The 13382-nt window shown below is 32.5% G+C and carries 11 protein-coding genes; 6 read left to right on the top strand and 5 right to left on the bottom strand.

Features of this window, described 5'->3' with window-relative positions; all coding sequences use genetic code 11:
* Positions 1-4: 4 nt before the first annotated feature.
* A complete protein-coding gene (locus ACQY6M_RS14435; protein ID WP_428741112.1) occupies positions 5-3433 on the bottom strand; it encodes a SusC/RagA family TonB-linked outer membrane protein in 3429 nt (1142 codons plus the stop codon).
* A gap of 451 nt (positions 3434-3884) precedes the next feature.
* Between ACQY6M_RS14435 and ACQY6M_RS14430 the strand changes: the two genes are divergently transcribed.
* The 5 genes from ACQY6M_RS14430 (at position 3885) to ACQY6M_RS14410 (ending at position 7244) form a co-directional block, all read left to right on the top strand.
* Complete coding sequence (locus tag ACQY6M_RS14430) at positions 3885-4448, top strand: Crp/Fnr family transcriptional regulator (protein WP_428741113.1); 564 nt, start codon at positions 3885-3887, stop codon at positions 4446-4448.
* A gap of 120 nt (positions 4449-4568) precedes the next feature.
* A complete protein-coding gene (locus ACQY6M_RS14425) occupies positions 4569-4763 on the top strand; it encodes a tautomerase family protein (protein WP_133535486.1) in 195 nt (64 codons plus the stop codon).
* Between the two features lie 4 nt (positions 4764-4767).
* Positions 4768-5511: an SDR family NAD(P)-dependent oxidoreductase gene (locus tag ACQY6M_RS14420; protein ID WP_428741114.1), complete on the top strand. Its 744-nt coding sequence runs from the start codon at positions 4768-4770 to the stop codon at positions 5509-5511.
* A 10-nt stretch (positions 5512-5521) separates the two neighbouring features.
* On the top strand, positions 5522-5890 hold the full coding sequence (locus tag ACQY6M_RS14415; protein ID WP_428741115.1) for a nuclear transport factor 2 family protein: 369 nt from the start codon (positions 5522-5524) through the stop codon (positions 5888-5890).
* A 100-nt stretch (positions 5891-5990) separates the two neighbouring features.
* Positions 5991-7244, top strand: a complete 1254-nt coding sequence (locus ACQY6M_RS14410; protein ID WP_428741116.1) for an alpha/beta hydrolase-fold protein — start codon at positions 5991-5993, stop codon at positions 7242-7244.
* Positions 7245-7367: 123 nt separating this feature from the next.
* Here ACQY6M_RS14410 and leuB read toward each other — a convergent pair whose 3' ends face one another.
* The 4 genes from leuB to ACQY6M_RS14390 are packed head-to-tail and all read right to left on the bottom strand — an operon-like array spanning position 7368 to position 11635.
* Positions 7368-8483: a 3-isopropylmalate dehydrogenase gene (gene leuB / locus ACQY6M_RS14405; protein WP_428741117.1), complete on the bottom strand. Its 1116-nt coding sequence runs from the start codon at positions 8481-8483 to the stop codon at positions 7368-7370.
* Between the two features lie 11 nt (positions 8484-8494).
* The gene (leuD, locus tag ACQY6M_RS14400) at positions 8495-9076 is read right to left on the bottom strand and encodes a 3-isopropylmalate dehydratase small subunit (protein WP_428741118.1); all 582 of its coding nucleotides are present in this window, start codon (positions 9074-9076) and stop codon (positions 8495-8497) included.
* A gap of 1 nt (position 9077) precedes the next feature.
* Positions 9078-10460: a 3-isopropylmalate dehydratase large subunit gene (leuC, locus tag ACQY6M_RS14395; protein ID WP_428741119.1), complete on the bottom strand. Its 1383-nt coding sequence runs from the start codon at positions 10458-10460 to the stop codon at positions 9078-9080.
* A complete protein-coding gene (locus ACQY6M_RS14390) occupies positions 10460-11635 on the bottom strand; it encodes a 2-isopropylmalate synthase (protein WP_428741120.1) in 1176 nt (391 codons plus the stop codon). The genes leuC and ACQY6M_RS14390 overlap by 1 nt, the downstream gene beginning before the upstream one ends.
* Positions 11636-11767: 132 nt before the next feature.
* Between ACQY6M_RS14390 and ACQY6M_RS14385 the strand changes: the two genes are divergently transcribed.
* The gene (locus ACQY6M_RS14385; protein WP_428741121.1) at positions 11768-13330 is read left to right on the top strand and encodes a hypothetical protein; all 1563 of its coding nucleotides are present in this window, start codon (positions 11768-11770) and stop codon (positions 13328-13330) included.
* Positions 13331-13382 lie beyond the last annotated feature (52 nt).

Raw genomic sequence — 13382 nt, 5'->3', positions numbered from 1 at the left:
TAGTTTAAAATCCTATTTTTAATGACATAGTATACTGCTTAGATACAGGCATAGCCACCCCTCCGGCTCTAAAGAACTCTGGGTCTTGACCGTTTAACTTCTTATCTGAATAGAGTAAGAATAAATTAGATCCTTGTAATCTTATTTGTGCATTACTAAGGCCTAGGTTATCTAAAACAAGTTTTGGAAAATCGTACGATAACGATATCTCTTTCATTCTTATAAAAGATCCATCAGCAACTCGTGCGTCTGAATAGTTATAAGCATTGTAAGTTCTTTCGTAGTTCACATCGTATGCTCTATCTGAAAGAATTACAGGTACATCGGTTAATTTTTCATCACCAGGTAATACCCATCTGTTTTTAAATTCATTTGGTAAAGCATCTAAATCTGAATAACGTGCTTTAAATGACGGATGCAAACGAATTTTATTACCATATTGATAAGAAACAAAAGCATTTAACTTAAAGTTCTTGTATTTAAAAGTATTGGTTAATCCACCTGTTACCTTAGGGTCAATTGGTCCTTCATACTTTAAGAAGTCTGTATTTTCTGACTGAAAGTTTATATCGGTAGAAACCTCTCCATTTTCATTGATAAATGTTGGAATTCCCTCTTCGTTTAATCCTGCAAACGGAATTGAGAACAAACCACGAACTGGATAGTTTTCTAAAGCTCCACCTGTACTCTGTACTAAATCAAAAACATTAGGTGACGATTTTAAGTTGGTAATTTCATTCTTATTGTATGCAAAAGTTAAGTTTGTATTCCAACTAAAGTTCTTTCCTTGTATGTTTTTAGTACCTAACGTAAATTCAACTCCTTTTGACTCCATATCGGCGTAGTTGGCAAACTTGTAAAACTCACCTCCAATACCTGAAGTACGAATGTTACCAATTAAATCGAATCCGTTTCTTTTATAAGCATCTAAACTTAAATTAATTCTGTTATTGTACAATCCTAAGTCAACCCCTAAGTTAGTTTCAAACTGCTTTTCCCAAGTTAACTCACTGTTTTCTAAAGACTGTATAAACATCTGAGACTCTCTTTCTGAGTCATAAGGACGATCAGAAATTTGGTTCATTAAAATTAAGCTAGAGTTTCTAGCAGGTCCCATACTTGCCGTTAATCCGTAAGTTCCACGTAAGGTTAAATATGAGATTACATCAGAGTCAGCTAAGAAATCTTCCTCGTGTGCATTCCAAGAACCACTTACGTTCCAAGTTGGTAACCAACGTGCACTTTTCGACTTTCCTAAAAGGTTAGATCCGTCATATCTAAAGGTTCCGTTAAAGGTATACTTACGATCGTAAGAATAACTTGCTGTTGAAAAATAAGCTAAGAATCTATCACGGTATTCTTGCATTCCGTAGTAACTAAATCCTGACTGTACTTGTTGTTGAATGAATCGGTAATCGATAAAAGGAATTCCTCCTCTATCATATTGGTATCCAACCCCATCAAAGAATGAGTTTTCTCTATTTGAGTACTTTAATTCTTGCCCTACTAATACATTTAAAATGTGCTTATCGTTATAGGTTTTATTCCAGTTTAACGAGTTTCTAAAGTAGTAGTTGAATAACAAATCATCTTTTCTGTTATAAAAACCTCCCTTAGGTAATACTACCACTGGTAAAGCATTAGGGTTCGCTAAATCAGAAAATAAAAATCGGTTTGATGAAGCTATTTCATAAGTATCATCTGCTCTGTAAGCATTAGCCAAGTTCGACTTTTCTGTAATCTTGTGTTCTTGGGTAGATTTTACATAACGTAACGATCCTACAAAACTATAATCTAGATTTTCTGAAAGCTTATAATCTAAGTTTCCTTGAACCTTTAAGTCAAGTACATCCATTTCTATCTGGTTGTTCTCCAACTCTTCAATAATATTAAACGGAGCATAATTCATACGATAGTACTCATAATTACCATTATCATCGTATGGCTTTAATACTCTACTTGTGTTTAAAGCAAAGCTAAATGGGTTGATATCAAAATTACGATCATAAGCTCCATCCACAGGGTTTTTACTTCTTTTAAACGTACCAGGTGCGGTTTGTTGACGGATAGATCCTCTAGTTAAAAAACCTATTTTTAATTTATCAGAAGCTTTTACATTCGCTTTCGCGTTTACTGTAAATCTAGATACATCATCAGCTAACGTCCATCCTTCATCATTATAAAAACTGGTAGAAAAATAGAAGTTTCCTTTATCGGTACCTCCTGATAAACTTAAAGAGTGATTTTGAATAATAGAGTTTCTAAACAATACATCAAACCAATCGGTATTGTTTCTTTCATAAGATTGTAAAAACTTAGCACGTGCTTCTGGTGTATTTTCCAATCCAAACTTTCCTGTACTTGGATTGTAGGTATTAATTAAGTCATACATTTTTTTGTACACTCCTCCATTACTTTGCCTTGAAATTTCTGCATGATTCAACCAACCTTTACTTTCTAACTCACGGTAAACAGACATTTGATCTACCGAGTTCATAATGTTATAATTTTTATAGGTTGGTTTAGCACGTAATGTTTGCTCTCCTTTATATGAGATATTAATCTTACCACTCTTTCCCTTTTTGGTTGTAATAACAATTACCCCATTCATTGCACGAGCTCCGTATAATGCTGTAGCCGATGCATCTTTAAGAATTTGAAAGCTTTCAATATCATCCGCATTTAAACCTGCTACTGAAGACCCGATTAATGTTGCTGCGTCTCCTGAAGATAATTGATCTGGTGATACATCAACTACATCTTCTAAAACCACTCCATCTACTACCCATAACGGTTTGGTGTCTCCAAAAATAGACGAGGCTCCACGTACACGAATTTTAGGAGCAGCTCCAAAGGTTCCTGATACGTTTTGTACCGAAACACCTGCAACCTTTCCTTCTAAGGCTCTACTTACATCAGGCATTCCTTGTAAAAGGTCTTCCTTATTAACTTTTGTAGCAGCACCTGTAAACAAACGACGGTCTATTTTTCTATATCCATCAGAAGTAATAACTACCTCATCTAATTGCTCAGAAGCTTCAGATAAAGTTACATTTACTACTTTTTTATTAGCTGATACAGCTTTTTCTTGCGTTTCCATTCCTAGTAGAGAAAACACTAAGGTTACATTTTTACCTGATGCTACATTTAACGTATACTTTCCGTCAAAATCTGTAGAAACCCCAATAGTAGTTCCTTTAATTACTACGGTTACTCCTGGTAAAGGCATTCCGTGAGTATCTTTAACAATACCCGAAATTTCGTAAGCCTGTTGATCTTCTACAGTAAAGAAGTCTTCGGTATGCCTTGTTATAGTTGTTTCGTAATAACTATTAGAAGCATTGGATAAAAGAGGTACAGTTAGCATACCCATAAACAACAACGGCTTATGCAATACACTAGAAAGTGCCCCCAGATTAAAACATTTTTTCATAATCGTCTAATTATTTGTTGGACTTAATATTATTCGACAAGAAAGCTGGACGCTTTTACTTGTTCTTAGATATTAACCGCTAAAAAATGAGCGTGTTAATGTCTCGTCCACAAATTTGACGACAAGTACCGTAACCCCCTAATTTACAGCACAGACAAAAGGGGTCACCCCTTATTTTTGCACCCAGACAAAAGGGGTCGTTTGGTAAATTTTAACGTTTTTTAAATGAAGTATATAAAAAGTTTTTCTCCTTTTTATTTTGTGTATAAATGTAGTACGAATAAGGGTGTAGATCCTTTATTTTGAATTACGATAAGGTTTAGAAACTATTAAATAATTACTTAAAAAATATCTGTAGAAAATTATAGATTACAAAACATTTTTCTAAACACTACTTTACTTTAAAACTATATTTGCATATAATGAAAAAAAAATAGTATAATATTTACACATGACACACCCTTTACGACAACATATTGAAGAAATTATTCCTCTTACCGATGAAGAATTTGAATATATCTTAAGTTTTTTCGAATCTATAAAAAAACGTAAACATCAATATTTAGTACAAGAAGGCGAAATTGCAAATAAAGAATATTGGGTAATTAAAGGTTGTGTAAAGAGCTATTTTATTGAAGATAGCGGTAAAGAACATATTTTACAGTTTGCAATGGAAAATTGGTGGATTACCGATTATGAATCGTTTGTAAAACAACTCCCCGCCAAAACTGCTATTGATTGTATAGAAGATAGTGAACTGTTGTATATTACTTATGACAATAGAGAAAAACTAACTGCTCAAATGCACAAAATGGAACGCTTTTGGGCTAAAAAGAGTAAAATGGGTAGAATAGCTTTACAAAACAGAATCATTTCACTCATACAAAATTCTGCTAAAGAACGATATGACCAACTTTTAGATCAGTACCCTACACTTTTCCAACGAGTGCCTAAAAAAATGATTGCTGCCTATTTGGGAGTATCTAGAGAAACTCTCAGCAGACTTAACTCGTAAGTCTTCTTATTTTACTTATTTCCTATGTGTGACCTACATCACTTCAAAGAAGTGACATAGCTCCTATGTAAAATTGTACCCTCGTCGCAACTTTGTAGCATAATTTTAAAACATATTATTATGCCTTACGTAAACATTAAAGTTACTGACGAACAGGTAACTCAAGAACAAAAACGTCTACTTATTGAAGGAACTACACAGCTTTTAGTGGATGTACTTCAAAAAAATCCTGCAACTACTCATATAGTTATTGAAGAAATTCCTTTAGGAAATTGGGGACATAATGGTAAACAATATACAGGAACAAAAAAATAAAACCATGAAAAATAAAACAGTAATTATTACAGGAGCTTCAACAGGTATTGGTAAAGAAATTGCAAAACTTTTTATAGAGAAAGGTTCTAACGTAGTTATGAATTCTTCTAACAAAGAGAACTTATTAAATACTTTTCAGGAACTAGGTTCTCCTGCAAATGCAACATATATTGTTGGAGATATTAGTAAACAAGAAACTAGTTATAAACTGGTAACATTAGCTCTGGAAAAATTTGGTTCTATAGATGTATTGATTAATAACGCGGGAATATTTTCTCCAAAACCTTTTTTAGACGTTCAAGAAAGTGATTTAGAATTGTATTGGAATGTAAACTTAAAAGGAACCTACTTTACATCTCAGGCAGTAATTCCAAACATGGTCGCTCAAAAAGGTGGAGCAATCATAAATGTAGGAACTGTTTTGGTTGATCATGCTATCGCTGGTTTTCCCGCAACAGCTCCTTTAATGAGTAAAGGTGCAATTCATACCTTGACAAGACAATTAGCAGCTGAATTTGGTAAAGACAATATTAAAGTTAACACCATAGCTCCTGGAATTATCAGAAGTCCATTGCAAGGAAAAATAGGTATTGAAGATGCCGATAGTTTAGCAGGTTTACACTTATTAAATAGAATTGGAGAAACTAATGATATTGCAGAAGCGGCTTATTATTTAGCTTTTTCAAACTTTGTTACGGGTGAAACTATTAATGTGGCTGGAGGTCATACTGTTGGTCATGCCATCTAAAATGAAAATCATGTATCTAGATAATATAACAGCAATAGAACGTTTAATTACCAATTACTTTGAAGGTATTTTTTATGGAGACATTAAAAAACTTCAAGCTTGTTTTCACAACAATACTCCTATTTATGGAGATATTAAAGGAGTGGACTATTTTAAAAATGCTGAAAACTATATTGAAGGAGTTGCTAATAGACAAAGTCCAAATGAGCTAAAAGAAACCTTTAACATGAAAATTGTGGGAATTGATATTATGGGAAATATTGCTATGGTAAAACTACATGTTCCAATGTTAGGTTATAATTATTACGACTACTTATCTTTAACAAAAGTAGATAATGATTGGAAAATTGTAGCTAAGATTTTTACTCATGTAGCGTAATCATATTTCAAAACGGTTTAAGTTTTAACTTGAACCGTTTTTTATTTTAATAAAAACCATTTACATTTATTTTTTTAATAAGCTAAATTCAACATACCTAATGAATAAGATACAAATCTTAATTGTAATTGGATTGATTTTTTTATTCCAACAATCTTTAATGAGTCAAACCAATAATGACAATCAGTTTTTACAAAAAGTTGGTACTATAGATAGTATTTATTCAAAAACACTAAAAGAATACAGAAAGTTTTATGTCCAGTTACCAGGAGATTACAACTCTAAAAAAAAGTACCCCGTTGCTTACATTTTAGATGGTGAAGTATTTCTTCCTACTGTTAATGATGTACAAAGGTATTATAGTGGTGGGTTTACTCCTGAAATGATTCTAATAGGTATTTCAAATGCCAGCAATAGAACCAGAGACTTAACCACTTCAAAAATTGATAAAAAATACGGCATGCCTTATACTGAAGAAAATGGAAAAGCTCATAATTTTAATAAATTCATAGGTAGTGAACTAATTCCTTTTATAGAAAGTAAATATCCAGTCACACAATTCAGAACATTAATAGGTCACTCTTATGGAGGTTTATTTGTTATGTACACACTAATCAATACTCCAGATCTTTTCACCAATTATCTTGCTATTGACCCAAGTCTAGATTGGGACAATCAGAAATTATTATCAGATGCTCAGCAAGCATTTTCTAAAAGCTCTTATAAGGGTAAATCTTTATTTATGTCTTTAAATGGGCAATTACATCCACAAAACCCAGATATTAATATCGATAATGTAATGCAAGATACCTCTGAATCAACATCATTTCCCAGGGCTAATATTGCTTTTTCAAACGTGATAAAACATCATAGTAAAAATGGGTTAGCATTTAAATGGAATTTCTATCCTAATGATATACATGGTACGATACCCTTTCCGTCTATTATGGATGGTTTGATATTCAACTTTAAGTGGTATCAAATGGAAAACACAGACAAATTCAACTCTCCAGATACTACTAAGGAAGAGTTATTCAAATTTATTAATTATCGTGCAAAAAAACTTGAAACTCATTTTGGATATGTAGTTCCACCGTACCCTGAAGATCTTTTTGATGCTCTTGGACATATGAGTATGGATATGGGTGACTTGAATAAAGCTCAGATGTTTTTTGAATTTGCTATAAAGTTCTATCCTAATAATGCAAATCCTTATAATTCTATGGTTGATTTCTATGAAGCAAGTAATGATTATACTAATGCATTAAAATTTGCGACTAAAGCATTTGAAATTAATCCTGATGATTATTACAAACAAAGAATAAGTAATATTAAAGAAAAGATAAAAGGTTAGGGATAGCTTTTGGTTGTTAAATTTCCAACCACTTAGTAAACTCAGTCGTTTTATTTTGACTGGTTTTAAAAAAGGCTACTCATAAAAATAAGTAACCTTTCTTTGCAAAAAATAACTAATTGATTAAATAATGGTGCTTTGTCCCATATGTACATTTTGAAAGTTGATATTACTATCTTCCTGATTATAAATGTAATCAGCAATAAAATCACCAACTTTACTGGTTGAAAATGGGTTTTCCGGATTAATATCTTGAGTTGTAATTCCTAATTCTAATGATTTTTCAACTGCTGCTTCTACTACTTGAGCTTCTTGTAATAAACCTAAATGTTTTAATAGCATAGCTGCAGATAAGATTGAAGCTAACGGATTTGCGATATCTTTTCCTTTAGCTTGTGGAAAAGAACCGTGTATTGGCTCAAACAAAGCATTTTCTTTTCCAACGGAAGCAGATGCTAATAAACCTATAGAACCACCAATAACACTGGCTTCGTCAGAAAGTATATCTCCAAAAAGGTTTTCTGTTAAAATTACATCAAACTGTTTCGGATTTAAAATTAACTGCATTGCTGCATTGTCTACAAATAAAAAATCTACTTCAACATCAGGGTAGTCACTTGCCATGGCCGTAACTGTTTTACGCCACAATCTTGAAGTTTCTAATACATTAGCTTTGTCTACCAAAGTTAGCTTTTTACGTCTTTTTTGCGCTGACTGAAAAGCTAAATGTGCCATTCGTTCAATTTCTTCAACTGTATAAGAACAACCATCAAAAGCATGCTTTCCATCATCACTTAGTTCTTTAATACCAAAGTAAATTCCACCTGTTAACTCTCTATAAATATCGATATCTGTTCCTTCAATTCTTTCTTTCTTTAAAGGTGAATTATGAATCAACGTATCATATGCTTTTACTGGACGCACATTACAAAACAAGCCTAACTCCTTTCGTAAACGCAATAAGCCTTGTTCTGGACGTACCTTAGCTGTAGGATCATTATCATACTTTGGGTCTCCAATGGCTCCAAATAATATAGCATCACTAGTTTTACATAGTTCAATAGTTTCTTCTGGTAATGGGGTTCCTGTTTGATCAATAGCGCAAGCTCCCATCAATGTTTCTTTAAATAAAAAAGTATGATCGAATACATTACCAACTGCTTTTAGCACTTTTTTTGCCTGCTCGATTACTTCAGGTCCTATTCCATCTCCTGGAATTACGGTTATATTGTACTTCATATATTTCTTTTTTATACCATTTTTGCTTCAAAAGCTGTTATTTTATCTTGTTTACTAATTAAAAAATCAATATCATCATAACCATTTAATAAGCATAGTTTTTTATATGAATTGATTTCAAAATCTATATTCCCAATAGGAGTTTTTAATACTTGATTTTCTAAGTCGATAATTATCGTAGTATCCGGTACATCAGTAACTTTTTTTAGGAGTGTCGCTAAAAATTCTTTTGGTACTTGTATAGGTAAGATTCCATTATTCAAAGCATTTCCTTTAAAAATATCAGCAAAAAAACTACTGACAACTACCTTAAATCCATAACCCGCTAACGCCCAAGCTGCATGTTCTCTACTAGAGCCACAACCAAAATTATCTCCTGCGATTAAAATGCTTCCGCTATAATTATCATTATTTAATACAAAATCTTCATTTAAGCTTCCATCTTTTTGAAAACGCCAATCTCTAAACACATTATCACCAAAGCCATTTTTGTCAGTCGATTTTAAAAAGCGTGCTGGTATAATTTGATCTGTATCAATATTTTCTGTTGGTAAAGGTATGGCTGTATCAATCAGTTTTACAAACTTTTCCATCTTAATTTAAGTGTTTAGTAATGTCAATTATTTTACCCTCAATAGCTGTCGCTGCAGCTACAAGAGGACTTGCTAAAATAGTACGTGCTCCTTGTCCTTGACGTCCTTCAAAATTTCTATTGGATGTAGAAACACAGTATTCTTTTGCTGGAATTTTATCGTCGTTCATTGCTAAACAAGCAGAACATCCTGGTTGACGTAATTGAAAACCTGCTTCTTCAAAAATGGTTTGTAATCCTTCTAGTTTAATTTGTTTTGCTACTTGTTGTGACCCAGGTACTAACCATGCATGTACATTAGGTGCTTTTTGCTTTCCTTTTATATAATTGGCAGCGACTCTAAAATCTTCAATTCGAGAATTTGTACAACTACCAATGAAAACATAATTAATCGGTTTATCTATTAAAGATGCTCCTTTTTGAAAATCCATATATTGCAATGACTTTTCAAAGGAAGCATCATTTAAAAGGGGAATATTTTCAGAAATTTTTATACCCATTCCTGGGTTGGTTCCATAAGTTACCATTGGTTCAATATCTTCTGCTTCAAACGAGTATTCTTTATCGAATGCTGCATTTTTATCTGTTTTAAGCGTTTTCCAATACGCTACTTTTTTATCAAACTCCTCTCCTTTTGGAGCAAACTCACGTCCTTTTACGTATTCAAAAGTAGTCTCATCTGGAGCAATCATACCTCCTCTTGCTCCCATTTCAATACTCATATTGCAAACGGTCATACGTCCTTCCATAGACATTTCTTCGAATACATTTCCAGCATATTCACAAAAATATCCAGTACCTGAATTCGTACCTAGTTTGGCAATGATATATAAGATTACATCTTTTGGTAATACTCCATTTTTCAACTTTCCATTCACATTTACACGTAAACTCTTAGGCTTTTCTAACAACAAACATTGGCTTGCAAATACCTGTGCTACTTGGCTAGTACCGATACCAAAAGCAATAGTACCAAAAGCACCATGCGTTGAGGTATGACTATCACCACATACCATCGTCATTCCTGGTTGTGTGATTCCTAATTCAGGAGCCATAACATGAACTATTCCATTATAACGATGACCTAACCCGTATAAGGTAATGTTGTTTTCCTCACAGTTTTTGGTCAATTGTTCTAGCTGATTTCGAGACAACTCGTCTTTTATCGGCAAATGTTGATTTACAGTTGGTGTGTTATGATCAGCCGTTGCAACAATTTTATCAGGTCGCGCAATTGGAATATTGCGTTCTTTTAATTCATTAAATGCCTGTGGACTTGTCACCTCGTGAATTAAATGCTTGTCTATATAGAGAATTTGTGGTCCGTCTTTAATGCTATCAACCACATGTGCATCCCAAACTTTATCAAATAATGTCTTTCCCATTAGGCTATAGCTATTTTTGATATCTTATTAACTTGTTTCATAATTTGGTGAATATCTTCATCAATCACTTCTTTTTGTCTGTCAGCAAACTGTAAAAAAGTTTTATAAGCAGTATCTAATTGAATTTTGGTTAATTCATATCCAATCTTTTTGGCACGATATGCTAAGGCTGCTCTTCCGCTTCGTGCAGTTAACACAATAGCGCTTTCATTAACCCCCACATCTGCTGGATTGATAATTTCATAAGTCTCACGATTTTTAATCACTCCGTCTTGATGAATTCCTGAACTATGTGCAAAAGCATTAGCTCCTACTATTGCTTTATTAGGCTGAACAGGCATTCCCATTTTTTCACGAACCATGATACTTGTATCGTATAACAATTTGGTATTGATATCTGTTTGAAGATTTAAGTATGGATGTTGTTTTAAAATCATAACTACTTCTTCTAATGCAGTATTCCCTGCACGTTCCCCAATTCCATTTATGGTACATTCTATTTGACGTGCACCATTAATTGCTCCAGCGATTGAATTAGCTGTTGCCAACCCTAAATCATTATGACAATGGCAAGAGATAATCACATTCTCAATACCTTTTACATGTTCTTTTAAGTACTTAATTTTTGCTCCGTATTCTTCTGGCAAACAATACCCTGTAGTATCTGGAATATTCAACACTGTTGCCCCTGATTTGATAACCTCTTCGCAAACTTTTGCTAAAAAAGCATTATCAGTTCTACCAGCATCTTCTGCATAAAACTCTACATCATCTACAAAGTTCTTCGCATACGAAACTGCTTCTTTAGCGCGTCTAATTACTTCGTCTTTTGAAGCATTAAACTTGTATTGAATATGAGAATCGCTAGTACCAATACCTGTATGAATTCTAGGCTTATTAGCAAATTTTAAAGCATCGGCAGCTACTTCAATATCTTTTTTTACAGCTCTTGTTAATCCGCAAACTGAAGCGTTTGTAACCAGTTTAGCAATCTCTTGTACCGAAGTAAAATCACCTGGACTCGACACAGGGAAACCTGCTTCTATTACATCAACTCCTAAAAAATCGAGTCTTTCGGCAATAATTAATTTTTGTTGGGTATCTAATTTACATCCTGGAACCTGTTCCCCGTCTCGTAAAGTGGTATCAAAAATTTGAATTTTATCGTTGTGCATAAATCTAACTATGATTATCAGAATAAAATCCAAATGTATATATTGGCTTTTCTAACAAACTCTTTTTAAATGGGGTAGTTACGATATCAAAACAAGAAAAAACAAAAATAAACTACTGAAAGACAAAAAGTTATGCGTAAACCAATTACATTCTCCAACCAACAAAATGACGCATTATTTGTTTTGATAAAGTCCTTATCAAAATCAGAAAAACGTCAATTTAATTTATATGTAGGTCGTTTAGGTGGTAATGTAGATGCGAAATTCTTTACCCTTTTTAAATTGTTAGAAAAACAAAAGTGTTATAATGAAAAAGCTATTATTGATAGTGGTGTTGTTAGCAAATTACAACTTTCAAATTTAAAAGCGCATTTATATAAGCAAATACTGATTAGTCTTCGTATGAATCCTGCTCATAAAAACATCAGAATTCAAATACGTGAACAGTTAGATTTTGCTACGGTTTTGTATCAAAAAGGATTGTACAAACAAAGTTTAAAGCTCCTTGACAAAGCAAAAAATATGGCAATTGAAAATGAAGAAAAAAACATTGCCTATGAAATTGTAGAACTGGAAAAAGTTATTGAAAGTCAATATATTACTAGAAGTATTGATACACGTTCTGATGAACTAACTGTTCAAGCAAAAGAGCTGAGTCAGCAAAATGTCATTGCAAGTAAATTATCTAACCTATCACTACAATTATATGGAACTTTATTAAAAAATGGCTACGTAAAAAATGATGAAGAACTACAACGCGTAAATTCTTATTTCAATTCTAAGTTACCTGAATATACTTATGAAAAATTAGGATTTAGAGAAAAGTTATGGCTGTACAAAGCACACTTGTGGCATAGTTTTTTAACACAAGATTTTTTACAGAGCTATAAATACGCCAACAAATGGGTAGATTTATTTAAAAATGATCCTAAGAATATTTCTTTACACCCTGTTTTTTATTTGAAAGGGAAAAATTATTTATTAGAAAGCTTATTTTTTATCAAGCACTATGATAAATTTAAAGAAGAACTTTCTTTGTTTAAAGATGAAATTGAGGCTAAAACTATTCCTCAGAATAGTAATACTGAAATCCTTACCTTTTTATACTATTATGCCAATAAATTACACCTACACTTTTTAGAAGGAAACTTTTTAGAAGGCGAATATTTAGTAGACATTATCAATGATAAAATTGATGAATACAAGGATCGTTTAGACACGCATCATATTGTTGTATTTTACTATAAAATAGCTTGTTTGTACTTTGGTATGGGCAAAAACAAAGAGTGTATTTTATACCTAAATAAAATCATCAAATCTAAACATATTGATGTAGCACAAGATTTGCAATGTTTTGCCAGAGTATTGTGCTTAATTGCCCATTATGAGTGCGGATTGGATTACGATTTAGAACGACAATTTAAAGATACTTATCGTTTTTTACTAAAAATGGAGAATCTACAAGAAGTTCAAAAAGAGTTTATCTCTTCAATTAAAGCATTAGGCGATGTGTATCCACATCAAATAAAAAAGGAGTTTAAAAAGATATACGATCGCTTAAAAGTATATGAGAATCATCCTTATGAAAAAAGAGCTTTTTTGTATTTAGATATTCTTTCTTGGCTTGAAAGCAAGATAGAAAATAAACCTGTAGCACAAATTATTCAGGAAAAATTTGTTAGTACCCAAAAATAATACTTTGGGTACTACTTTCTCTTAATGAGATAACTATGTCGTTATACCCCTC

This window comes from Tenacibaculum sp. (assembly GCF_050290165.1).
GTDB lineage: Bacteria > Bacteroidota > Bacteroidia > Flavobacteriales > Flavobacteriaceae > Polaribacter.
The sequence above is the reverse complement of the archived record's forward strand: the minus strand, read 5'-3'. Positions and strand labels throughout refer to the sequence as shown.

Coding starts and splice junctions, on each gene's coding strand:
- ACQY6M_RS14430 (WP_428741113.1), top strand. CDS start 3,885: ATGACACACCCTTTACGACAACATATTGAAGAAATTATTCCTCTTACC.
- ACQY6M_RS14415 (WP_428741115.1), top strand. CDS start 5,522: ATGTATCTAGATAATATAACAGCAATAGAACGTTTAATTACCAATTAC.
- ACQY6M_RS14425 (WP_133535486.1), top strand. CDS start 4,569: ATGCCTTACGTAAACATTAAAGTTACTGACGAACAGGTAACTCAAGAA.
- leuD (WP_428741118.1), bottom strand. CDS start 9,076: ATGGAAAAGTTTGTAAAACTGATTGATACAGCCATACCTTTACCAACA.
- ACQY6M_RS14410 (WP_428741116.1), top strand. CDS start 5,991: ATGAATAAGATACAAATCTTAATTGTAATTGGATTGATTTTTTTATTC.
- ACQY6M_RS14385 (WP_428741121.1), top strand. CDS start 11,768: ATGCGTAAACCAATTACATTCTCCAACCAACAAAATGACGCATTATTT.
- ACQY6M_RS14435 (WP_428741112.1), bottom strand. CDS start 3,433: ATGAAAAAATGTTTTAATCTGGGGGCACTTTCTAGTGTATTGCATAAG.
- ACQY6M_RS14390 (WP_428741120.1), bottom strand. CDS start 11,635: ATGCACAACGATAAAATTCAAATTTTTGATACCACTTTACGAGACGGG.
- ACQY6M_RS14420 (WP_428741114.1), top strand. CDS start 4,768: ATGAAAAATAAAACAGTAATTATTACAGGAGCTTCAACAGGTATTGGT.
- leuB (WP_428741117.1), bottom strand. CDS start 8,483: ATGAAGTACAATATAACCGTAATTCCAGGAGATGGAATAGGACCTGAA.
- leuC (WP_428741119.1), bottom strand. CDS start 10,460: ATGGGAAAGACATTATTTGATAAAGTTTGGGATGCACATGTGGTTGAT.